This window comes from Paeniglutamicibacter sp. Y32M11 (assembly GCF_019285735.1).
In the GTDB taxonomy this organism is placed as follows: Bacteria; Actinomycetota; Actinomycetes; order Actinomycetales; family Micrococcaceae; genus Paeniglutamicibacter.
Window position 1 is genome coordinate 1043867 of record NZ_CP079107.1, and the last position, 22149, is coordinate 1066015.

The 22149-nt window shown below is 59.9% G+C and carries 17 protein-coding genes and 3 tRNA genes; 17 read left to right on the forward strand and 3 right to left on the reverse strand.

Annotation, left to right across the window (positions count from 1 at the left end; genetic code table 11):
- The first annotated feature begins 175 nt into the window (after positions 1 to 175).
- Entirely contained in the window at positions 176 to 1561 is a 1386-nt protein-coding gene (locus KUF55_RS04615; protein WP_132361715.1) for a glycine--tRNA ligase, read from the forward strand.
- 4 nt (positions 1562 to 1565) lie between these two features.
- Positions 1566 to 2483: a GNAT family N-acetyltransferase gene (locus KUF55_RS04620; protein ID WP_132361703.1), complete on the forward strand. Its 918-nt coding sequence runs from the start codon at positions 1566 to 1568 to the stop codon at positions 2481 to 2483.
- Positions 2484 to 2563: 80 nt separating this feature from the next.
- Here KUF55_RS04620 and KUF55_RS04625 read toward each other — a convergent pair whose 3' ends face one another.
- Both KUF55_RS04625 and KUF55_RS04630 read right to left on the reverse strand, forming a co-directional pair.
- Positions 2564 to 3580 (reverse strand): LLM class flavin-dependent oxidoreductase, encoded by a 1017-nt coding sequence (locus KUF55_RS04625; protein ID WP_218818133.1) that lies wholly within the window; start codon positions 3578 to 3580, stop codon positions 2564 to 2566.
- A 151-nt stretch (positions 3581 to 3731) separates the two neighbouring features.
- Positions 3732 to 5117 carry a reverse transcriptase family protein gene (locus tag KUF55_RS04630; protein WP_218818134.1) on the reverse strand — a complete coding sequence of 462 codons (1386 nt, stop codon included), beginning with the start codon at positions 5115 to 5117 and terminating at the stop codon, positions 3732 to 3734.
- Positions 5118 to 5685: 568 nt separating this feature from the next.
- Between KUF55_RS04630 and dusB the strand changes: the two genes are divergently transcribed.
- The 12 genes from dusB to KUF55_RS04690 all read left to right on the forward strand — a co-directional run bounded on the left by dusB (position 5686) and on the right by KUF55_RS04690 (position 18250).
- On the forward strand, positions 5686 to 6882 hold the full coding sequence (gene dusB, locus KUF55_RS04635) for a tRNA dihydrouridine synthase DusB (protein WP_218818135.1): 1197 nt from the start codon (positions 5686 to 5688) through the stop codon (positions 6880 to 6882).
- Between the two features lie 7 nt (positions 6883 to 6889).
- Positions 6890 to 8173: a deoxyguanosinetriphosphate triphosphohydrolase gene (locus tag KUF55_RS04640; RefSeq protein ID WP_168153578.1), complete on the forward strand. Its 1284-nt coding sequence runs from the start codon at positions 6890 to 6892 to the stop codon at positions 8171 to 8173.
- A 74-nt stretch (positions 8174 to 8247) separates the two neighbouring features.
- On the forward strand, positions 8248 to 10131 hold the full coding sequence (gene dnaG / locus KUF55_RS04645; protein WP_218818136.1) for a DNA primase: 1884 nt from the start codon (positions 8248 to 8250) through the stop codon (positions 10129 to 10131).
- Between the two features lie 66 nt (positions 10132 to 10197).
- A tRNA-Asn gene (locus KUF55_RS04650) sits at positions 10198 to 10273 on the forward strand.
- Positions 10274 to 10430: 157 nt separating this feature from the next.
- The gene (locus tag KUF55_RS04655; RefSeq protein ID WP_132361691.1) at positions 10431 to 12113 is read left to right on the forward strand and encodes an ABC-F family ATP-binding cassette domain-containing protein; all 1683 of its coding nucleotides are present in this window, start codon (positions 10431 to 10433) and stop codon (positions 12111 to 12113) included.
- A 96-nt stretch (positions 12114 to 12209) separates the two neighbouring features.
- Positions 12210 to 12282, forward strand: a tRNA-Asn gene (locus tag KUF55_RS04660).
- 592 nt (positions 12283 to 12874) lie between these two features.
- Positions 12875 to 13750 (forward strand): phage holin family protein, encoded by an 876-nt coding sequence (locus tag KUF55_RS04665; RefSeq protein ID WP_218818137.1) that lies wholly within the window; start codon positions 12875 to 12877, stop codon positions 13748 to 13750.
- Positions 13751 to 13843: 93 nt separating this feature from the next.
- Positions 13844 to 14455 (forward strand): CDP-alcohol phosphatidyltransferase family protein, encoded by a 612-nt coding sequence (locus KUF55_RS04670; protein WP_218818138.1) that lies wholly within the window; start codon positions 13844 to 13846, stop codon positions 14453 to 14455.
- Positions 14452 to 15363 (forward strand): DMT family transporter, encoded by a 912-nt coding sequence (locus tag KUF55_RS04675; RefSeq protein ID WP_218818139.1) that lies wholly within the window; start codon positions 14452 to 14454, stop codon positions 15361 to 15363. Before KUF55_RS04670 ends, KUF55_RS04675 begins: the two co-directional genes overlap by 4 nt.
- 95 nt (positions 15364 to 15458) lie before the next feature.
- On the forward strand, positions 15459 to 16646 hold the full coding sequence (locus KUF55_RS04680; protein WP_218818140.1) for a glycosyltransferase: 1188 nt from the start codon (positions 15459 to 15461) through the stop codon (positions 16644 to 16646).
- 124 nt (positions 16647 to 16770) lie between these two features.
- A tRNA-Ile gene (locus KUF55_RS04685) sits at positions 16771 to 16844 on the forward strand.
- Positions 16845 to 17065: 221 nt separating this feature from the next.
- The gene (locus KUF55_RS04690) at positions 17066 to 18250 is read left to right on the forward strand and encodes a glycosyltransferase (RefSeq protein WP_218818141.1); all 1185 of its coding nucleotides are present in this window, start codon (positions 17066 to 17068) and stop codon (positions 18248 to 18250) included.
- Positions 18251 to 18265: 15 nt separating this feature from the next.
- Here the strand turns inward: KUF55_RS04690 and KUF55_RS04695 are convergent, their stop codons facing one another.
- The gene (locus tag KUF55_RS04695; RefSeq protein ID WP_218818142.1) at positions 18266 to 18787 is read right to left on the reverse strand and encodes a M23 family metallopeptidase; all 522 of its coding nucleotides are present in this window, start codon (positions 18785 to 18787) and stop codon (positions 18266 to 18268) included.
- Positions 18788 to 19218: 431 nt separating this feature from the next.
- Between KUF55_RS04695 and rpsB the strand changes: the two genes are divergently transcribed.
- The 3 genes from rpsB to pyrH all read left to right on the forward strand — a co-directional run bounded on the left by rpsB (position 19219) and on the right by pyrH (position 22058).
- Complete coding sequence (rpsB, locus tag KUF55_RS04700) at positions 19219 to 20130, forward strand: 30S ribosomal protein S2 (protein WP_132361677.1); 912 nt, start codon at positions 19219 to 19221, stop codon at positions 20128 to 20130.
- Between the two features lie 136 nt (positions 20131 to 20266).
- A complete protein-coding gene (tsf, locus tag KUF55_RS04705) occupies positions 20267 to 21106 on the forward strand; it encodes a translation elongation factor Ts (protein ID WP_132361675.1) in 840 nt (279 codons plus the stop codon).
- A gap of 208 nt (positions 21107 to 21314) precedes the next feature.
- Complete coding sequence (gene pyrH, locus KUF55_RS04710; RefSeq protein WP_132361674.1) at positions 21315 to 22058, forward strand: UMP kinase; 744 nt, start codon at positions 21315 to 21317, stop codon at positions 22056 to 22058.
- Positions 22059 to 22149: the final 91 nt, after the last annotated feature.

Below are 22149 nucleotides of genomic sequence, written 5' to 3' on the forward strand. Positions count from 1 at the left end.
ACTCCCTCGCACGCTCGGCGGCAAGGGCGGTGAAATTTCAGCAAACGTTCACCTCGGTAGGGGGTGAAGGAGCGCCCGAAGCTCGAAGTGCACGAGGCAAACACGATAGGCTGGGTGAGTATGTTTTTCGCCCAACGGACCGCAACCAGCGGCCTCGTGAACCATTGGAGTTGTTATGGCGCCTCAGTCCAAGCTCGATCAAGTCATCTCCCTCGCCAAACGGCGTGGCTTCGTTTTCCAGGCGGGTGAAATCTACGGCGGCTCTCGCTCCGCGTGGGACTACGGACCACTGGGTACCGAGCTGAAGGAAAACATCAAGCGCGAGTGGTGGCAGAGCTTTGTCCGCGGACGTGAGGACATGGTGGGCCTTGATTCCTCCATCATCCTGCCTAAGGCCGTCTGGGAAGCCTCCGGCCACGTCGCCACCTTCACCGACCCGCTGGTCGAGTGCGTCTCCTGCCACAAGCGTCACCGCCAGGACCACCTCATTGAGGCCTTCGTCAACAAGAAGAAGCGCCAGCCGGCCGACGGCATGAGCGAAATTGCCTGCCCCGACTGCGGCACCAAGGGTCAGTTCACCGAACCGCAGATGTTCTCCGGCTTGATGAAGACCTTCCTGGGCCCGGTAGACACCGCCGCAGGCATGGCGTACATGCGTCCGGAAACCGCGCAGGGCATCTTCGTGAACTTCAACAACGTGCTGACCGCGAGCCGTAAGAAGCCGCCGTTTGGCATTGGCCAGATCGGCAAGGCGTTCCGTAATGAGATCACGCCGGGCAACTTCATCTTCCGTACCCGTGAGTTCGAGCAGATGGAAATCGAGTTCTTCACCGCACCGGAGGACGCTCCGGCGTTCTTCGATCAGTGGGTCGAGGACTGCTGGGCCTGGTACCTGGATCTTGGCATTAGCGAAGAGAACCTGCGTCGTTTTGATGTCCCCGAGGAAGACCGCGCTCACTACTCGGCCGGCACCATCGACTTCGAGTACCGCTTTGGCTTCCAGGGTTCGGAGTGGGGCGAGCTCATGGGCGTCGCCAACCGCACCGATTACGATCTGACTAGCCACTCCAAGGGTTCGGGCACCGAGTTGAGCTACTTCAACCAGGCCACCGGCGAACGCTTCACCCCGTACGTGATCGAGCCGTCCTTCGGTTTGACCCGTTCGATGATGGCCTTCCTGGTTGATGCCTACGTTGAGGACGAAGCCCCGAACGCCAAGGGCGGTGTGGACAAGCGCACCGTGCTGAAGCTTGACCCGCGTCTGGCACCGGTCAAGGCCGCTGTGCTGCCGCTCTCGCGCAACGAGGAACTGTCGCCGAAGGCCAAGGCGCTGGCCGCCGAACTGCGCAAGACGTGGAACATCGACTTCGATGATGCCGGTGCCATTGGCCGGCGTTACCGCCGTCAGGATGAGATTGGTACCCCGTTCTGCATCACCGTTGACTTCGATACTCTCGAGGATCAGGCCGTGACCATCCGTGACCGCGACACCATGACCCAGGAACGTGTGGCACTGGATCAGGTGCGCACCTACCTGTCCGAGCGCCTCAACGGAGCCTAAGACCATGTCGACACTGGAATTTCGGCCCTGGCGGGACGGGGACGACCTGGAATTGCTGGAACTCTTCGGCGATCCGGCGTCCCCGCATGCCCACCAAGACCGAACCATGTTCCGTAAGGATTCGGACGCGCCCTTCAGCCGTGCGCTGGTGGCCACGGATCAGGGCATCGCCGTGGCAGCCGGCGTGGTGTTTGCCTCCACGCTGCACCCGACGCGCCTGTGGCTCTACGTTGAGGTGGCTCGCGAACACCGCCGCACCGGTGTGGGCACCGAGTTGGTGCAGCAGTTGCGCGCCCTGATCCCGGCAACACAGAGCAGTGAGCTGAAGGCTCGCTACACCGTGACCGCCGGAACCGATGCCGCGGCCGCGGCAGGCTTCTGCGCGGCACTGGGGATGCGCACCATCCAGCGCACCCGCGACGTGGTCATCGAGCCGGGCGGCCTGGCCCTGCCGATCTTCGCCGAGGATGGGTTGACCATCGATGAGATTGCTACCGGCAGTGTCGAGCTGACGAAGCTGGTCATCGAGTTCTACAACTCCACCCACGCCTGGGATCCGGCCAACATGACCCTGGGCAGTGCCCAGAAGATGTTGCTGGATGACGCGACCGGAGCCCAGGGCGTGATCATCTTCCGCGATAAGCCCAAATCTCGTGGTGGAAAGATCCTGTCCTTCGCCATCAGCTACACCCCTGCGCGCGCCGATGCGCCGGCGGATGTGCTCTTGGGTTGGAACCCGGAACTGAGCGAAGAGGAATCGGCCGAGCCTATCCGCGGGATGCTGGCCATGCTGGTTCACCAGTACCCGGTGAAGCTTGAGGTTGATGAGTCAATGGTGGTGCTTTCCTCGTTGGTTGATGTTTTGGCCACGAAGAATCACGCCACCGTCATTGCCACCACGCACATCGTGGCCACGGCCTAGAAATACAGCAGGTACGCAGATGGCGTCGGATGCTTCCCTTTGCGGGAAGCGTCCGACGCCATCGTTGTGTGCGGGTGGTATTACTTTTTCCAGCCCAGTTCTCGGGCGATGTTCGCGATCTCGGTCATCACATGGGTGTTGTAGTCCACGCCCAATTGATTCGGCAGCGCGAAGAGAACATAGTCGGCCTCGCTGATCGCCTCATCGTTGATGAATTGCTGCGCGACGTCCTCGGGGGATCCCGCGTAGGTGGGCCCCGAGCGCGCCACCGACCCGTCAAGCACGCCCACGGAGTCGCCGTGCTCGCGGCGCCCGAAGTAGATCTCATCGGTGTTGGTGGTGATCGGGAACGCGCTGCGGGTCACCGCCGTCATGCCTCCGGTGCTGTGCCCGCTGGCGGCATACGCGTCCTTATATTGGCGTAGCTGGTCCGCCTGCAGCACATGGAAGGGGCGTCCATCGTCCTCTAACAGCAGCGTGGAGGACAGTAGATTCATGCCCACCGAGCCTGTCCACACCCCCGATCCGATGGTTGCCGCGCCCCACCAGATCCGGTTTTCCAGGCCGGGGGAGAGGGGATTGATGGGCAGTAACGAATCCTGATCGTGATGGCGATCCGGCATTGGATGGGCCATTCCGACCCCGGAGATCGCGGAACGGAAGCGGGCGGTACGCGCCCGGGTTTCGGTGGCCCAGTCGTGGTCAGGTTCTAGGTCGTAGCCGAACTGGTGTTGACCATCGCGGGCCGATTCGGGTGAGCCACGGCTGATGCCCAGCTGCAGGCGCCCGTTGCTGATGGCGTCGGTCGCTCCGGCCATTTCTGCCATGTAGAGGGGGTTTTCATAACGCATGTCAATGACCCCGGTTCCCACTTCCAGCGTGGTGGTCTTCGCTGCCATGGCCGCGAGCAGCGGGAATGGGGTGGAAAGTGAATTGCCGAAGTGATGCACCCGCATCCAGGCCCCGTCAAAACCCGATTCCTCGGCGGCCACCGCTAGGTCCAGCATTTGGCGCACGGCATCGGCTCCGGTGGGCACCGGCGATTTGCTGGAGCCGCCCGAATGGCCGAAGGTCAGGAAACCAATCTTCTTTGTCATGCGTGCTCCGATCGATGGCTGCGCCGGGAAACTCCTGCTTCTAGGTACAAGCGACGCAAACGAGAAAACATTCCATCAAGAAATGATGGTTATCTCGCCCATGGGCTTAATGCGGTCATATGCCCCGCACGTGTAGGGATTATCTGGAGGGCTACCACTGGATTCGATGAAAATCATGCAGCAGCTTGGTGCCTCGGTCTGGATTGAGTGCAGCTACCCACGAAATATGTCCCAGTAGATAGCCGCGGAAATCAGTGTGGGCCTCCCTGTTTTGCGATTCCGGCCCCGTGGAAAGGCAATTGTGGAGGATCGCTTTGAGCCGGTCAAAGTCCGAACGGGTGACATTGGGGTGCTTGTTGACCACCACTGATGTCACCAATTGCCGAACACTGGCAGGGCGCACATGTGTTTTTAGCCGGTTGGCTTCGTGGCCCTCGGCTTCAATGATGCTGATGGCAGTACGAATGAAGGCAGAGGTTCGCCGTGCTAATTCCTTGCCGCCGCTGAAGGCGAGGTCATCGGCGTAGCGGGTGTAGCGGGCGTCGAACTTTTTCGCGAGTCCGGAGAGACGGGAATCCAGCCTCCGCAAGGACAAATTTGCCACCATGGGTGAAGTTGGCGCTCCTTGCGGAAGATGCGGCAGTGAGAGCGCCTGCCGCAGCGCAAAACGTTCGGTGGGATTGCCGCCGTCAGGCATCAGGGACAGGACCCTCGGTGGGACTGAGTGGGTGCAAAGGCCGGTGAGTCGATGCGCTACAGATTCGGTATATCCGGCTTGCCGGAGCGTACCAAATACTCGCCCGGCGGGGACCTTGGCGAAAAATGTCACCAAATCGAGGTTGATCACCACCTCCTGACCGGTGTGCTGTGCCGCTCCGGTGCCTGCGCTTCGGCCTGGAACAAATCCGTGGGCGGCGCCATGGAGCTCAATGGGGTACAGCAGCTCCCGGAGCACAGTCCTTTGAATTTTTCGCAAACGTGGGGCAGGAATCTCCAACAATCGCGGAAGCCTGCCCGGGCGCTGCCGCCACTCGTAGCGGTAGTGCTGAAGCTTCCGTTCGGCCTTCCGGTTCCAATGTTGCGGATCGGAAAACCATTCCAACTCCCCATAGGTGAGCTCGAGCAGTCCGGCGAGGCTGGCCAGGGTGTCAAGGCGGGGAATCTTGGGCTGCCTATTCTCACGGGCCGTTGCGGGCCTAAGTACATAGTTGGCCATGCGCAGTGGTTTTCGTTGATGAGCTGCCTTGGCTACGGCCTCGGCGAAGGGCTCACTCAGGAGGATCGTTGCGCTCAGTTCGCGAGGAGCGTCGATGGGTGGCCGCGGATACAGGTGCAGAATCTGGGTTATCAGGGGACCCAGCCAACGCCGTCGTGCGCCTAAAACATGCGCGCCGGCGCTGATGAGTTCGGTCTTTGCCCATCGTGGGGAACCGAGGAATGCCTGCGCCAGTGTCGCTGCAATGGCTGGCGCTGTGGGGTGGGGCGTGCGCCTCAGCGTTGCCGAGGCGGGGGTCACCGGGGCAGGGTCACTTGTCATGGGTGCGATGGTTCTCCGATGACCTAGCTGTCTGTGCGGGTGCCGAGCTGCGCGAAGCGCAGAGACGCACCTGCGGTGCATGGATCAGGCAATACTGCGTACCCCGGGGTATCCCCGGAGAGGAACGCGTGCTAAAAGACGCTTCCCACCTCATCGAAGAAACCATCGCATAGTGCCATGCTAACCGAAGGCCGTGACACAGTCAGCGAAACCTCCACGGATGAGCACCAGCGGCAATTCCACACTGACCAGCGCTACCAAACACGGCTGAAGCCCTACACGGAAGTTCCTAGATCTTTGGCGCTGCTGTGCGCTGCCGAGTCCTCGAGCCTTGGGTCGTTGAGCCCAGCCGGGCACGACCCCACTATGCCGACGATCAAGCGGCCCATCTTGGGCTGGTTCATCCGCGTTGTTGCCGCATGACCAAAATAAGAGGGGCACGTTTTTCCTTTACCCGCAAATGTTCGTGGGCTCGCTCCAAAGTTGGAAGTCCACGCAATATTCGCGTGTGATGCACAAGTCTGCACTTCGGTGGTACGGATTTGGATCTATTTGAGAGAATGGGTTAGTGACTGCAATTTCCGATTTATCTCAAACAGACGCGCCCACGCCGGCGAAACTCGAGCTGCCTCCGCTGCAGTTGGGTAAGCACACCATTAATACGCCAGTGATTCTGGCGCCGATGGCTGGCATCACTAATAAGGCGTTCCGACGCCTGTGCCGTGAATACGGTGGCGGCGTCTATGTCACCGAGATGGTCACCTCACGTGCCCTAGTTGAACGTAATCCCGAATCGTTGCGGATCATTTCCCACGATGCGGATGAATCACTGCGCTCCATCCAGCTTTATGGTGTGGACCCCAAGACCGTGGGCGCCGCCGTGCGCTTGGTCGTTGAGGAAGGCCGCGCCGACCACATTGACTTGAATTTCGGCTGCCCCGTTCCCAAGGTCACCCGCAAGGGTGGCGGAGCAGCACTGCCATGGAAGACCGATCTGTTCACTTCCATCATCAAGGCAGCCACCACCGAGGCAGCTCGTGGAGATATCCCGCTGACCATCAAGATGCGCAAGGGCATCAACCAGGATCACCTCACCTACATCGAGTCCGGCAAGATCGCCCGTGACCACGGTGTGGCAGCGGTGGCACTGCACGGTCGCACCGCCAGCCAGTACTACTCCGGCAAGGCCGACTGGGATTCGATCGCACGACTGCGCGAATCCCTGCCCGATGTTCCGGTGTTGGGCAACGGAGACATTTGGAGTGCCGAGGATGCTGTAGCCATGGTGCAGCAGACCGGTGTTGACGGCATCGTTGTGGGCCGTGGTTGCATGGGCCGCCCGTGGCTCTTCGGTGATCTTCAGGCCGCCTTCGAGGGTACCGATAAGCGATTCACTCCGGGTCTGGCCAAGGTTGCCGAGACCGTATACCGCCACGCCGAACTACTGACCGAATACTTCGAGGACGAGTTCAAGGCGCTGCGCGATATTCGTAAGCACATGGCCTGGTACTTCAAGGGCTACCCGGTGGGCGGAGACATTCGTTCCGCCCTCGCCCAGGTCCCCACCCTGGAAGTTCTGAGCGAACTGCTGGCACAGCTGGATCACTCCATGCCCTACCCGGGCAAGGATGCCGAGGGTCAGCGTGGACGCGCCGGTTCGCCGAAGAAGACGCACCTGCCCGATGGCTGGCTCGCCACGCGCGAAATGGACGAAAAGCACAAGGCCATGATTTCCGCGGCCGAACTTGACGTCTCGGGCGGCTAGGAAAACCATGGTGCAGATCCCCGGATACAGCGAAGCCGACGAAGAACGATGGGCACCCGAACCGCCGAAGAAGGCATACCGGACGGCCTTCGAGCGTGATCGTGCCCGCGTGCTGCACTCCTCGGCGTTGCGCCGCCTCGGGGCCAAAACACAGGTCGTGGCCCCCAGCTCGAGTGACTTTGTCCGCACCCGGCTGACCCACTCCCTCGAGGTCGCCCAGGTGGGTCGAGAACTCGGTGCCACGCTGGGGTGTGACCCGGATGTGGTTGACACCGCGTGTCTGGCCCATGACCTGGGCCATCCGCCCTTTGGCCATAACGGTGAAACCGCGCTGAACGAACTCGCTTCGGAGATTGGTGGGTTTGAGGGCAACGCCCAAACGCTGCGCCTGCTCACCCGCATCGAGACCAAAACGTTCCGGCACACCGGTGCCTCCGCGGGATTAAACCTCACGCGAGCCTCGCTGGATGCCGCCTGCAAGTACCCGTGGTTACGCGAAGATGCGCCGCAAAAGAACGGGAAGACTACCTCCAAATTTGGGGTCTACGTTGATGACGCCCCGGTTTTCAACTGGCTGCGCGCCGGTTCCGGTGCTCAAGCTGGGCAGACCTGCATCGAGGCCCAGGTCATGGATCTGGCCGATGACATCTCCTACTCGGTTCACGATGTGGAGGACGCAATAAACGCCGGGCGCTTCCAGCTGCGGTGGATTCTGGATCCGGTGCATCGGGCCACTGCCATCAAATTCACCAAGCAGTGGTACCTGCCGCAGGTTGAGGATGCCGTCATCGAGGCCGCCTTCTCCCGGCTGGAGGCGACTGCGGAATGGGTGCCGCACGCCGATGGCTCACGCCGTTCCATGGCGGCGCTGAAGGACATGACGAGTCAGTTTATTGGCCGCTTCTGCCAGTCGGCGATTGACGCCACGCGGGAGCAGTACGGACCCGGTGAGCTGACCCGCTTTAACGCTTCGTTGATCGTGCCCGAATCCACCGAGCATGAGATTGCCGCGATGAAGGGCCTGGCGACCACCTACGTGATGGCCACCGAAGAGCGGAAACCCATCTATGCGCGCCAGGGCGAGATCCTCACCGAGCTGGTGAATCTGCTTAATGAGAACGGGGACAGGTACCTCGAACCGCTCTTTGCCGCCGACTGGCGTGACTCCGCAGATGACGCTGCCCGACTGCGTACGGTCATCGATCAGGTGGCCTCGCTCACCGACGCCTCGGCCATCGAATGGCACTCCACGTTGGTATTGGGCAAGAGCTTTAACGACTCGCTGTTCTAACCGCTACGGGTTGTGATCCACAGCCCGTAGCGATACGGAACATCTAGCGGCCCGGGGTCACTAGAATGGAGGGCATGGCTGGTCTGATTAAGCGCGAAGATATCGATGAAGTCCGCAACCGCACGGATATCAAGGAAGTCATTGACGGGTATGTGACGCTGAAATCCGCCGGTGTCGGCTCGTACAAGGGCCTGTGCCCCTTCCACGACGAACGCTCACCGTCCTTCCACGTGCGCCCGCAGGTCGGCTCCTTCCACTGCTTTGGCTGTGGCGAATCGGGTGACGTGATCGCCTTCTTGCAGAAGATCAACCACGGCACCTTCTCCGAAACCGTTGAGCAGCTGGCCGCGCGCTCCGGTATCGAACTGCACTACGAAGACGGCGGCACGGGGCCGCGTCGCGAAGAGACCGGACGCCGCCAGCGACTGCTGGACGCGCACAAGATTGCCGAGGAGTTCTTCCGCGAACAGCTCACCACCCCGGGTGCCGCCGCTGGCCAGAAGTTCCTTGCCGAGCGCAACTTTGATGCCGAGGCTGCGGCGCACTTCGGTGTTGGATACGCGCCCCAGGGCTGGGACGCGGCGCTGAAGCATCTGCGCGGTCGAGGTTTCCAGGAAGAAGAACTTAAGCTCACCGGTATCTTCTCCGAGGGTAACCGCGGCATTTATGACAGGTTCCGCGGCAGATTGATCTGGCCCATCCGCGACATCACCGGGGCAACCATTGGATTCGGTGCACGCAAGCTTTACGAGGACGACCAAGGTCCCAAATACCTCAACACCCCAGAGACACAGCTCTACAAGAAGTCGCAGGTTCTTTACGGCGTGGATCTGGCCAAGAAAGAAATCACCAAGACGCGCCAGATTGTTGTTGTTGAGGGTTATACCGACGTGATGGCCTGCCATCTTTCGGGCATCGGCACGGCCGTAGCCACCTGCGGAACCGCGTTTGGCACCGACCACATCAAGATTGCCCGGCGGTTGTTGCGCGACGACGGATCCGGCGGTGAGGTGGTCTTTACCTTTGACGGTGATGCCGCCGGCCAGAAGGCAGCACTGCGTGCCTTCGAAGAGGACCAGAAATTCATCGCCCAGACCTACGTCGCCGTGGAACCCACCGGTGCTGACCCCTGTGACCTGCGCCAGACGCGTGGGCCCGAGGCCGTGCGCGAACTCATTGACAACAAACGACCGCTCTTTGAATTCGCCATCAAGGCTGGGCTGAAGAACTTCAACCTCAATACCGTTGAGGGGCGCGTGCAGGCGCTGCGCGTGAGCTCACCGATCGTTGCCGGGATCAAGGATTCGGCCATTCGTCCCGCCTATGCCCGCGAACTGGCCGGCTGGTTGGGCATGGACGTCGAAGACGTTAATCGGGCCGTGGGTGCCGCCGTACGTCGGAATCGGATGCCCAAGACCGAAACACAGACAGCGCACCAGTCCCACGCTGCGCAGCCGAACGACGAGGCCCCGGCGGTCCCGGTCTTCAGCCGTCCGGACCCGCGCGACCCGGTCTCCCGCATGGAGCGCGAGGCCTTGGAAGTTGTCCTGCAACAGCCCGCTCAGCTGACTCCCGAGCAATGGCAAGCATTTTATGACGCCAGGTTCATGGCGCCGGCACATGCCGCCGTCCACGATGCCGTGCGTGCAGCCGGACAGTCAGGTGCCACACCGGCACAATGGGTCGAAGCCATTCGGCAGGAAGTACCAGACCCCTTGCGATCTTTCGTCTCCGAGTTGGCGGTCACCCCACTGCCGGCCAGCAGTACCGAGGCGTTGCTGCGCTACTGCAACGACATCATCAACCGACTCTTTGAGCTGCAAATCACACACATGAAAGCAGAAAAGATGGGTGAGCTTCAACGCATGGATCCGGCGGGGGATCCAGAGGGTTTCCAACGCATCAATCGCGAGCTGCTTGAGCTTGAATTGCGACGCCGGGCACTGCGTCAGGACTAACTGACATTGGGGGAGGGGACGATTTTTGTTTTCCCCCAACCTTGTGTAGAGTATTTCTCGTTGCATTCCTCCGTAGCTCAATTGGCAGAGCATTCGACTGTTAATCGAAGGGTTACTGGTTCAAGTCCAGTCGGAGGAGCCAAAACAAAGAATTCGTATTTTCTTTATTGAAAATACGAATTCTTTTGTTTAACCAAGACCCGTCTCGGGGCCGCGAATTTGGGACGTGTTCCCGGCGATCACTGCGCCGCAAAACCCCCAACACGCATTCGCACAGCGGCGAACCGTATGATGGGGCAGTGGCTCATATCGACGTATCCGACATCCATTACTTCCTTTCCGACGGAACACAGCTTCTGGGCGGCGTGACCTTCAAGGTCACTTCGGGCTCAAAGACGGCTCTGATCGGTCCCAACGGCGCCGGAAAGACGACGCTGTTCAAGATCATCGCCGGCGACCTTAAGGCCGACGAAGGGGTGGTAGGTCGATCCGGCGGCATGGGCATCATGCGGCAGTTCGTCGGGCAGGTGCGGGACGAGTCAACCGTCCGTGACCTGTTGGTGTCCACCGCATCGCGGGATTTGGCAGCGGCCGCCAAGGCAGTGGATGAAACCGAGCTGCTCATGATGGAATCCGACGACGAAAAAATCCAGATGCGTTACGCCCAAGCGATCATCGACTGGGGAGACGCTGGCGGGTACGAGCTCGAAACGGCCTGGGACAAGGTCTGTATGGCAGCTCTCGGAGTTCCCTTCGAAAGGGCCGGACACCGGCTGGCCTCGACCCTTTCCGGCGGTGAGCAAAAGCGTCTGGTCCTTGAGGCACTCTTTGAGGGCCCGGATGAGCTGCTGTTGCTCGATGAGCCCGATAACTACCTCGATGTACCGGGCAAGCGCTGGTTGGAAGCAACGCTCAACGCCTCACCCAAGACGGTCTTGTTTATCAGTCACGATCGCGAGCTGCTCAACAACTCCGCAAATCGCATCGTCACACTCGAACCCGGGCACTCCGGAGCTTCTGCATGGATCCACGGCGGAGCTTTCGGCTCCTACGTGGATGCGCGGCGCGAACGCAACGAACGTTTTGAAGAGTTGCGCAAGCGTTGGGATGAGGAACACGCCAAGCTCAAGGAGCTGGTGAACATGTATAAGAACAAGGCAGCCTTCCGCTCGGACATGGCAAACCGCTATCACGCGGCGCAAACACGACTTGCCAAATTCTTGGAAGCTGGGCCGCCGCAGGCCATCCCGTTGGAGCAGAACGTCAATATGAGGCTCAAGGGCGGGCGCACCGCAAAGCGCGCCATCGTCGCCGAGAAGCTCGAACTGACCGGTCTCATGAAGCCCTTCAGCAACGAGATCTGGTTCGGCGACCGGGTGGCAATTCTCGGATCCAATGGATCCGGAAAATCTCACTTCCTGCGTCTGTTGGCCGCAGGCGGAACCGACCCGGAACGTGAACACCTGCCGGTCTCGGACTTCGAAATTGCCGAGGTACCGCATGAGGGCACGGTCAAGCTGGGCGCACGCATCCGCCCCGGCTTCTTTGCGCAGACCCACAGTCGCCCAGACCTCATCGGTCGGACCCTGCTAGATATCCTGCACCGTGGGGACGAGCATCGCTCGGGAATGGCCAGGGAGGCGGCCTCCGGTGCTCTAGACGGATATGGTCTTGCCGGTCAGGCGGAACAAAAATACGATTCGCTCTCGGGAGGTCAGCAGGCTCGATTCCAAATCCTGCTCCTGCAGCTCTCCGGGGCCACCTTGCTACTCCTTGACGAGCCCACCGACAACCTTGACCTGCATTCGGGCGAAGCGCTGGAACGCGCCATTGAATCCTTCGAAGGAACAGTTCTAGCGGTGACCCACGACCGATGGTTTGCAAAGTCCTTCGACCGGTTCTTGGTCTTCGGATCCAACGGCAAAGTCTATGAATCCGCGGAACCGGTATGGGACGAAGAACGCGTCCAACGCGCTCGATAAGCTAGCCCCGCAGCTAGCGCGCCGGTACCCCTAGGACTGGGAGGGCACCGATTTGGGAATAGATCGGCAGCTCTGGTAATGTTTTACCTGCTTCATTCCTCCGTAGCTCAATTGGCAGAGCATTCGACTGTTAATCGAAGGGTTACTGGTTCAAGTCCAGTCGGAGGAGCAAAGATAAGACCGGGTGGTCTGCATAAGTGCAGACCACCCGGTCTTTTTGCTTCTTGCAGTCGCAAGCAGAGCATGCTGATCTATGCGCGGACAAGTTTGGCTCTTAGCTACGCGCATCGCTGGTTGACGGGATAAAGCGCCGTCCACGCAGACCCCATGACGCACTCCACAGGCGCTGCCCATAAAGCGGCACAACCTCCAATCGCCGACGTTGCTCAATAGGCGATCACCGATTGTTGCACGCCTGTGTACATCTCCCGACGGGCAATCTCGGGCCTAGTTTTCCGCTCCACCAAGGTGCTTAGGATCTACTCTGTCGATTGAACCTCCTCGGGATTCTTCCCCACTGGCGCCGGTTATCGCCGCAAAATCTGAAATCCAACTAATGAGATTCCTCGGCCCTGGAGGGCCATGAGCTGCTACATCACTGACTGCCCGATGCATCACATACTCGGGGAACAATCAGGAATATTTTCTTGAGGCGCTCTCATACCGTGGGTGTAGCTCTTCAGGGTGAGGCGTTTAAGCACGTCCGAGTGATAGTTTTGGGGTGAGCGGGCTGGGCCATGCCCGCATGGAATGGAGACAACATGTCCGAATCGCAATCGACTGGGACTCAACATCAGTCAACCCCACAGACCATTAAGGGGCAGGTCACTGGTTTAGGGCGCTTGATCCCGAACCAGTTGGCTGATGAGGCGCGCATCGCGGCCTATACCTTGAAGTCAAAGGGAATCAACGTCGGAGTCGCAGCAGGTGCGGGGATTCTGGCACTGGTATTGCTCAGCTTGATGACGATCGCACTGGTAGTTGCCCTCATCATGGGAATCGGAACGGTCATCGATCCTTGGTTGTCAGCGCTGCTTGTTGCCGCAGGTTTCTTGGTCCTTGCTTTGATCCTCGCCGCAATTGCCTACGGCATGGTCAAAAAGGCTATGCCGTTCATGCCGGACGAAGCCATCCGCGGTATCCGTCATGACATTGGCGTGGTCAAAGAGGGCAGCGCCTTCAACGTCGCAAGCCTCGATGAGCCCAAAGAGCCGAAGAAGCCCAAGAGTAAAGACAAAGACTCGGATGAAGCCAAAGAGTCGAAGCCCGAAAAGCCGACCCACAATGAGCTGCTCATTCGCACCCGCGAACGTCGTGAAGAGATTGCCTTGCACCGCGATGGACTGGGGCAAAAAATCGAGGCTCCGCTGCACTTCGGTGAGAAGATCTCCGACGCCAGTCAGGCAGCTGGGGACGCTGTGACGAAGGCCGCGGGCAAAGCTCGACACCTGGCGGACACCGCATCGGTGAAGATGTCCGAAGGCATGGAAAAGACAACCGAAAAGCTGGCATCGTTCAGCGGACTCGAGGGTCAAAATGCTAAGGAAGCATTGAGCGAACGGTGGCGGCCATTGGCCATCATGGCTGGCTCGATCACGATGTTCTTTGTTTTCTTGCGCAAGCTGCTCAGTAAGTAACAAGAACGTTCCGCGGTAAATACGCCGCGAGAATTCATAACGATCCCGCGGCGCAGAGACCACGGAATCCGGATCAATGGGCAGGAGGCGGGCATGCGCATGATTGGAGCGGGGAAACGCGACAATTTTGAGTACCGGCTACTGACAACATTCTGGACGGTTCCGAACCTCATCACGGTATGCCGGTTCCTCCTGGTGCCGCTGTTCATCTGGCAAATGGTGACGCTGCACTATGGCTGGGCCACACTCACCCTGGTGATCCTTGGTTCCTCCGACTGGATCGACGGATATGCTGCACGCCGCCTTGATCAGATTTCCACGGTAGGAAAATGGTTGGATCCCGTTGCCGACCGGGTAGCGCTAATCGTTGTTGCCTCCACCTTCGTGGCGACCGAGATCGCGCCCGCGTGGCTGGTTGTCGCCATCGTGATTCCGGATCTCATTCTGATCATCAACACGCTGGTGCTCTTCAGGGGAAGCCCGCACCTTAAAGTCAGCAACCTGGGCAAGATCCGGACCGCGCTCTTGCTCATTGGCACCCCATTTTTGCTCCTGGGAAATACCAACTGGGGCAAGGGGACCATGCTGGGTGACATCGCCACCTGGACGCTTGCGGTGGCTTGTGTGCTCCATGTGGTGGCAGCGGTGCAGTACTTTGTGCAGGCCCAGCGCAAGGCCAAGCTGCTGAAGTCGGGAACCATATGATCTGGCTGGCGGTCTGCGCCGCCGTCGCCGGCGCCTTTTTCCTGGCCTTTGGCACCCAGCGCCAATCCAGCGCCGTTAGGTCAAGCGCCGGCGGCCTGAACGTGACCGGTTTGGGGATCGCTCGTCTCTTCAGAACTCCGCGCTGGGTCTTTGGATTATTGCTGCTGGGCATGGGCATGGCCCTCAACGTCTATGCCTTGGCCAGTGCACCGTTGACCGTGGTTCAACCCATTGGTGCCATTGCTCTGGTGATCACCACGGTTGTTAATGCCCGTGAATACAACATCAAGATGAACCGGCCCACCATATTGGCGATTATTGCCTGCATGCTCGGAAGCGCCGCGTTTGTCATCTTGGCCATCGAGGTCAGTGCCGAGAATCACCGAATTACTTCAGGCCAGGAACTGCGCACGATCTTGATCCTCGCCATGGCCGTGGTGGTGTTTGGCGGATCGCTGCTGCTCTTCCCGCACCGGCTGGGAGCGTTCTTCTACATCCTGGGTGCCGGAGTCCTCTTCGGATTTGTTGCGGTGCTAGTCCGAACCATCTCCGTGGCGCTGCTTGACCCCAACGGACGGTTCATCGCCAACGTTTCCTGGTACTCGGTTCTGGCCGTCATCGTGGCCGGCCTGCTGGGTTCCTACTTTGTCCAGAATGCATATTCCAAGGGACCCCCGGACCTAGTCATTGCCGGGCTGACGGTCATTGACCCCATAGTTGGAATTAGCATCGGGATTGCGATATTTGGTGAACTCGATCCCAATGTTCGACCCGCCATTGCCCTAACCATGGTTGCGGCCGGATGCATTGCTATCGTTGGGGTGATCGCTCTGTCGCGCCACCATCCGGAGGTGCTCGAACGCAGGGCCGAAGCCAAACGACGTACCAAGCTTGCTGAAAGCAAATAGCGGAACCCCCTAGGTACGCTCCACACGCCACACAAGACAATGAAACAACGACCATGGCCTCGAATAACGGCCATGTCAAGGAGTGAATACACCCCGTGACGGGCGAAAAACCATTGAGAATCGTGATTGCGGCGGAGACTTATTATCCGGACGTGAACGGTGCTGCTGTCTTTTGCCATCGACTGGCCATTGCGATGACTGAACGCGGGCACGAGGTGCACGTGATCACCACTCGTCCCGATTCCGGTCCTTCGTTTAGCGAAGTCACTCCCGAGGCCACCGTGCACCGATTGCGCTCGCATTCGGTGCCGACCCATGAATACTTCAGGATCTGCTTCCCGTGGGAGATTAACCCGGAGATCAAGCGGTTGCTGAAAAGGATCAATCCGGACGTGGCTCACGCACAATGCCACTACATGATTGGTCAGGGTGTGCTGGCGTATGCGAATAAGCAGGGAATTCGGACCGTAGCCACCAACCACTTCATGCCGGAGAACCTTGATCCGTTCCTTCCCTTCCCTAAGTGGTTCAAACGCATCGTTGCCCGCAACTCCTGGCGTGACATGGGCAAGATTATGGGTAAGGCGAACGTCGTCACCACCCCGACGCCGCTGGCGGCTCGAGCCATGAGCCAACAGGCGCGCCTGAATCACGTGCTTCCGCTGTCTAACGGGATTGAGTCGAGTAACTACGAACGCGGCGCGAGCGAAGTCATTGAGCGCAACCCGTACCCGACCATTTTGTTTGTTGGTCGGCTGGCCGTTGAGAAAAACGTCAATGAAATTGTTGATGCCCTCAAGCTCATGAAGTCCTCGCCGGAAGCTCACCTAGAAATTGTTGGTGGGGGAGAGCAGCGCGGTCCACTTGAGAAGCAGGCCGCCGAACTGGGGTTGTCCTCACGGGTCCATTTCCTGGGCCACGTGGATGACGCCGAGCTGCGCAGCGCTTACCTGCGCTGCGATGTGTTTTGCCAGCCCGGAACCGCTGAGCTCCAGTCCCTGGTGACGCTCGAAGCGCTCTCGGCCTCTCGGCCCGTGGTGTTGGCCAACGCCATGGCACTGCCGCATCTTGTCGACGACGGTTCCAACGGATACCTCTTCGAGCCAGGGGATCGTAAAGACCTGGCCACCAAGTTGGATTCCATCTTTGCTCTCGACCCGAAGGAACGGGCCGTCATGGGTAAGGCGGGGCATTCAAAGGCGGCCAAACACAGTCAAACCAAGACCATGGATACGTTTGAAGCGCTGTACCGCGGAGCGACCGCCGAGGATTTTTTGCCCTAGGCGGAGTCATCAAGGTTGTCCCTTTCGCGTGGAAGATGAAAACTCGCGTGGGAATCCATTAGGATGACTGGGGACGTTTCGCATTTCGCCGCCGATGGTGGCTGAATACGAAATGAACCGGTTAGGGGCGGTAGCTCAGTTGGTTAGAGCAGGGGACTCATAATCCCTTTGTCGTGGGTTCAAGCCCCACCCGCCCTACAGATGAACGGCCTAGCTCGATCCTGATGTCAAGGATATGGGCTGGGTCGTTTTTTATTGGAAGCTTAGCGCGGCAAGAATGCGTAGTTGCCCGGATGAATACGCCATCTCGGATAGGCTCGAGGCGGGCAGGACCAGGGGCTTTATCTCGTTCCCCTGCCACGCCTCAACGCTTCAGGAGCCGGTTCGCACCGGCTCGCCCGAAAGGACAATCACGGTTCATGCATTGCGCCATCTTCATTGACCAGCACCCCGACACCCTCGGGGGCATGCAGACCTCTGTCCGACTGCAGCGGCGGTTCCTTGAATTAGCAGGACACCGCGTGACGATCGTGTCGCCGAAGTACCGGGGCACCCACACCGCAGATCCGGCCATCATCGAGTTGGCCTCTCTCCCGTTGGGGCCGGGGGAGTACTCGTTGTGTATTCCCGGTGGTATTAGCGATACGGCGCTGGATCGAGCCATGGCAGCACGCGGCCCGGTAGACGTGGTGCACATCCAGGCCGACTTCTGGCAGGCCATAATCGGCTACCGCTTCGCTGTCCGACGCAACGTGCCGGTCGTGCACACCATGCACAACCGTCTCGACGTGGGGATCGCGGCAACCATGCCGCTGCCGGGTCTAGTCCAACGGGGCTTCGGGCTGGCGCAGCGGGCCTTCTTGCGCACCGGCCAGCCGGTGGCTGCGGATGCCTGGACTTACCTCTCCCGTTTTACCGAAAACGCACAGCGGGTCACCGCACCGTCAAGCCACTTCGCCCGGCTGTTGCAAGACCAGGGGGTCTTCACCGCAGTAGATGTGGTTCCTAACGGGATGGATGACTCCATCGCCGAACAGTTGCTGGCTTCCCCCGTCCCGGAGCCCTCGGCGCGTCCACGGTTGGCCTGGGTCGGTAGATTCAGCGCCGAGAAGCGACTGCTGCCGTTCCTTGACGCCGTGGAGATGTCAAACATTGACGCCGAGATTCACATTTTTGGTGACGGTGCCGACCGGGCCAAGGCCGAAGCGAAAGCCAAAGCCATGGATAAGCCAACGGTTCTTATCCGCGGCAAGGTCCCCTATGCGCAAATGCTCACCGAACTTCGGCTAGCCGATGCACTGGTCCAAACATCCCAGGGTTTCGAGACCCAAGGGATGACGGTATTCGAGGCAGCTGCCCTGGGAACTCCTAGTTTGCTCAGCGACAAGTCCATCGCCGAGGACCTGCCCGCCGGGACGTACTGGCTGACCGCTGGCGACTCGGTTCAAGACCTAGCCGAGGCACTTGAGCTCTGTGTTGAGCAGGTGCGTTCGGGTGCGGGCCCGGTAACGGCGTCCTTCGACCCGACATCGTTCCTGCAAAGTCGGCAGACTGCCCTGATGCTCAGCGTTTACGAAGAAGCTATCGCGGACTTCGGCTCCTAGCTTCAGCTCCATCGGCTAGTCGAGCGGCAGCAGGATCGAGGGTCGGGTATCAAGGATCGTTAGCAGTGGATCAATGTATTGACCATCCAGTCGCAGCCCCCAGTGCAGGCAGCGGGCATCACAGTGGGCGCCGGTCCCGATCATTCCGATCTCATTTCCTGCTGCCACGATCGCGCCGACGCTCAGGGTGCTGCGTATCGGCTCGAAGCTGGACAGTAATCCCGCACCGTGGTTGATCACTAGGACCGGACGATCAACGATCGTTCCGACATAGGAAACGATGCCCCCTGCCGGGGCCGTGACGGTGGCACCGAGGGATCCTTCAAGATCCACACCGCGGTGCCCGCTGAGCCAACGTTCGACCGGCGGATCAAAGCGGTTCAGGATGCGTGGCTTGGGTGAGAGCGGCCATTGCCAGGCGTGTGATGGGGCAGTGACGGGACTGGCAGTTATGGTGCCCGGCGGCATGCTGACGGTGGGCGCCAGCAGGAGCGATGATCCGATGATGAAACTGGCCAAGGCCGAAACGGTATTCATGTCGTTCAGGATCCGCAATATTCGGCTCGGAAGCGCCGCAGTGGACGCTGACTGTGGACACAGATCCCCTGTGATGCAGATCCCTGAACTGGGTGCGGATGAGTCAAATTTGCGGTCACTTCCCTGTAGTACACTTGAGCATGCGGTTCTCTGTGCCCTCATGACGTCTGTGCTGAATGAGGAACCACATGAAACTGACTTCGCGTATGGGTCATCCACACGACAAAACCACGCTTGTGGTTCTTGATGTTGTGTGACCGCCACGCCCACGGTCCGATTCATATCGGGACGGGCTTGGTTGGGAACGGTTAGCCGTTCTGCTCATGCCAGGGGTCGCGTCCAATTCCGGATGCGCACCATCAACCGATAACCATGGCAGTTACCGCGGTCCAGTGATGGACCGGTCAGCTACTGCCGGAAGGAGTTGCGACATGCCAGTCGTAACCATGCGCCAGCTGCTCGACAGCGGCGTTCACTTTGGACACCAGACCCGTCGTTGGAACCCGAAGATGAAGCGATTCATCTTCACGGAGCGCAACGGCATCTACATCATTGACTTGCAGCAGTCGCTGTCCTACATCGACCGCGCCTACGATTTCGTCAAGCAGACTGTTGCCCACGGCGGCACCGTTCTGTTCGTCGGTACCAAGAAGCAGGCTCAGGAAGCAATTGCTGACCAGGCTACTCGCGTTGGCCAGCCGTACGTCAACCAGCGCTGGCTCGGTGGCATGCTCACCAACTTCCAGACCGTTTCCAAGCGCATCTCGCGCATGAAGGAACTGGAAGAGATCAACTTCGAGGATGTTGCCGGTTCGGGCCACACCAAGAAGGAGCTGTTGCTGCTCAAGCGCGAGCTGACCAAGCTTCAGACCAACCTTGGCGGTATCCGCAACCTGACGAAGGCCCCTTCGGTCCTCTGGGTTGTAGACACCAAGAAGGAGCACTTGGCCATCGACGAAGCGAAGAAGCTGGGCATCCCGGTTGTCGCTATCCTCGACACCAACTGCGATCCGGACGAAGTTACCTACCCGATCCCGGGTAACGACGACGCCATCCGCTCCGTCAACCTGCTCACCCGCGTTGTTGCAGACGCCGTTGCCGCTGGCCTCATCGCCCGCAACAACAAGGCTGCAGGCAACACCGAAGCCCCGGCCGAGCCGTTGGCCGAGTGGGAGCGCGAACTGCTCGAAGCTGGCAAGACCGAGGCTCCGGCCGCTGAAGCTGCTGTTGAAGCCGCTCCGGTAGCTGAAGCAGCTGTTGAAGCCGCACCGGTTGCTGAAGAAGCACCTGTCGCTGAAGCAGCTCCGGCTGCAGAAGAGGCACCGGCCGCTTCGGCCGAGTAGTCACAAAACCAAGGTTCCCGATGCTGGTGTTTCCCTAACAAGGGGAACACCAGCATCGGGAACAAACCGCGGGACGGGCCACAATGGCCCGTCCTTCGGCGAAAAAGCTCAAAACCACTTATGAATGGGGTTGCACGTGGCAAACTACACCGCTGCTGACATTAAGGCACTGCGCGAGCGCACCGGCGCTGGCATGATGGACGTCAAGAAGGCTCTCGACGAGGCCAACGGCGACGCCGACAAAGCCATGGAGCTCATCCGCATCAAGGGCCTGAAGGGCGCTACCAAGCGCGAAGGCCGTTCGACCTCGGAAGGCCTCGTTGCCGCCAAGGTCATCGACGGAACCGTCGGTGTCATGATCGAGCTTTCCTGCGAGACCGACTTCGTTGCCAAGAGCGACAAGTTCATCGCCCTGGCTGCCAAGGTTCTGGACGTTGCGGTTTCCTCCGCAGCAGCCGACCTGGAATCCCTGCTGGCTGTTGACGTCGAGGGCAAGACCCTGGCCGACGTAGTCACCGAAGACGGCGCAGTTTTGGGCGAAAAGGTTATCGTTCGTCGCCTCTCCCGCGTTGAGGGTGCATCGGTTGATGCTTACCTGCACAAGACCTCCAAGGACCTCCCGGCTCAGGTTGGCGTCCTCGTTGCAGTTGACGGTACCGGCGAAGCCGCTGCCACCGTTGCCCACGACGTGGCTGTGCACACCGCCGCCATGGCTCCGACCGTTCTTTCCCGCGATGACATCGATGCCGAGACCGTTGAGTCCGAGCGTCGTATCGCCATGGAAACCGCCGTTGCCGAAGGCAAGCCGGAAGCCGCATTGCCGAAGATCGTTGAAGGCCGCCTGACGGGCTTCTTCAAGGAGCAGGTCTTGGTTGATCAGGCCTTCGCCAAGGATTCCAAGAAGACCGTGGGCAAGGTGTTGGAAGAAGCTGGCGTAAACGCCACCGCTTTCTCACGTTTCCGCGTTGGAGCCTAAGCATCTGAAAAAAGTTAGGTAAATTGGTTTCCGGAGCCAAGGCACCGGAAACGAATTACTTGACAGCTTGGTAAAGGGGGTGGCCACTACAAGGTGGCCGCCCCTTTTCCCTGCCAGCTTCACACGGTCGTTCGCGCAAGCGCAGCGACCACCCCAATTAGCAACCATGCGGGCCAGCACGACCCGCACGCAGGAGGAATAAGACCCCATGGACGCAACCCTCGAGCAGAACCAGCATCTTCCAGTAGCTCGTCGTCGGAGGGTTTTGTTGAAGCTGTCCGGCGAGGTCTTTGGCGGTGGCAAGTTGGGTGTTGATCCGGTCACCGTCCGCGGCATCGCTGAACAGATCGCAGCGACGGTTGGCACCGTAGAGGTAGCCATCGTGGTTGGCGGCGGCAACTTCTTCCGCGGCGCCGAACTTTCGGCCTCGGGCATGGATCGCTCCCGCGCCGACTACATGGGCATGCTCGGCACCGTCATGAACTGCCTGGCTCTGCAGGATTTCCTGGAACAAGCCGGTGTTGATACCCGCGTTCAGTCAGCCATCTCCATGGCCCAGGTCGCCGAGACCTACATCCCGCGCCGCGCCATCCGACACATGGAAAAGGACCGCGTGGTTATCTTCGGCGCCGGAGCCGGCCTGCCGTACTTCTCCACCGATACCGTGGCAGCCCAGCGCGCCCTCGAGGTTGACGCAGATGTGGTGCTGATGGCCAAGAGCGGTGTTGACGGCGTCTACACCGCAGATCCCAAGAAGGATCCCTCCGCCACCAAACTTGAGCACCTCACCTACGAAGAGGCACTGATCAAGGACATCCGCGTGATGGATCAGACCGCCATGACCATGTGCAAGGACAACAAGCTGGAGATGATGGTCTTCGGCATGGAAGGCGACGGAAACGTCACCCGCGCCATCCTTGGTGAACAGATCGGTACCCGCGTCACCGTATAGGTGCCCCATGCCAGGCGCCCGCGTGGCATAGGATTGTTCGTAAGCCCAAAATTACCCGGCAGCCCACGTATTGGGAGCCGATTCTAAGGAG

What these genes read in the sequence shown, in the direction of transcription:
- KUF55_RS04615 (WP_132361715.1), top strand. Translation starts at nt 176, where the DNA reads ATGGCGCCTCAGTCCAAGCTCGATCAAGTCATCTCCCTCGCCAAACGG.
- KUF55_RS04620 (WP_132361703.1), top strand. Translation starts at nt 1,566, where the DNA reads ATGTCGACACTGGAATTTCGGCCCTGGCGGGACGGGGACGACCTGGAA.
- KUF55_RS04625 (WP_218818133.1), bottom strand. Translation starts at nt 3,580, where the DNA reads ATGACAAAGAAGATTGGTTTCCTGACCTTCGGCCATTCGGGCGGCTCC.
- KUF55_RS04630 (WP_218818134.1), bottom strand. Translation starts at nt 5,117, where the DNA reads ATGACAAGTGACCCTGCCCCGGTGACCCCCGCCTCGGCAACGCTGAGG.
- KUF55_RS04640 (WP_168153578.1), top strand. Translation starts at nt 6,890, where the DNA reads ATGGTGCAGATCCCCGGATACAGCGAAGCCGACGAAGAACGATGGGCA.
- dnaG (WP_218818136.1), top strand. Translation starts at nt 8,248, where the DNA reads ATGGCTGGTCTGATTAAGCGCGAAGATATCGATGAAGTCCGCAACCGC.
- KUF55_RS04665 (WP_218818137.1), top strand. Translation starts at nt 12,875, where the DNA reads ATGTCCGAATCGCAATCGACTGGGACTCAACATCAGTCAACCCCACAG.
- KUF55_RS04670 (WP_218818138.1), top strand. Translation starts at nt 13,844, where the DNA reads ATGCGCATGATTGGAGCGGGGAAACGCGACAATTTTGAGTACCGGCTA.
- KUF55_RS04675 (WP_218818139.1), top strand. Translation starts at nt 14,452, where the DNA reads ATGATCTGGCTGGCGGTCTGCGCCGCCGTCGCCGGCGCCTTTTTCCTG.
- KUF55_RS04690 (WP_218818141.1), top strand. Translation starts at nt 17,066, where the DNA reads ATGCATTGCGCCATCTTCATTGACCAGCACCCCGACACCCTCGGGGGC.
- KUF55_RS04695 (WP_218818142.1), bottom strand. Translation starts at nt 18,787, where the DNA reads ATGAATACCGTTTCGGCCTTGGCCAGTTTCATCATCGGATCATCGCTC.
- rpsB (WP_132361677.1), top strand. Translation starts at nt 19,219, where the DNA reads ATGCCAGTCGTAACCATGCGCCAGCTGCTCGACAGCGGCGTTCACTTT.
- pyrH (WP_132361674.1), top strand. Translation starts at nt 21,315, where the DNA reads ATGGACGCAACCCTCGAGCAGAACCAGCATCTTCCAGTAGCTCGTCGT.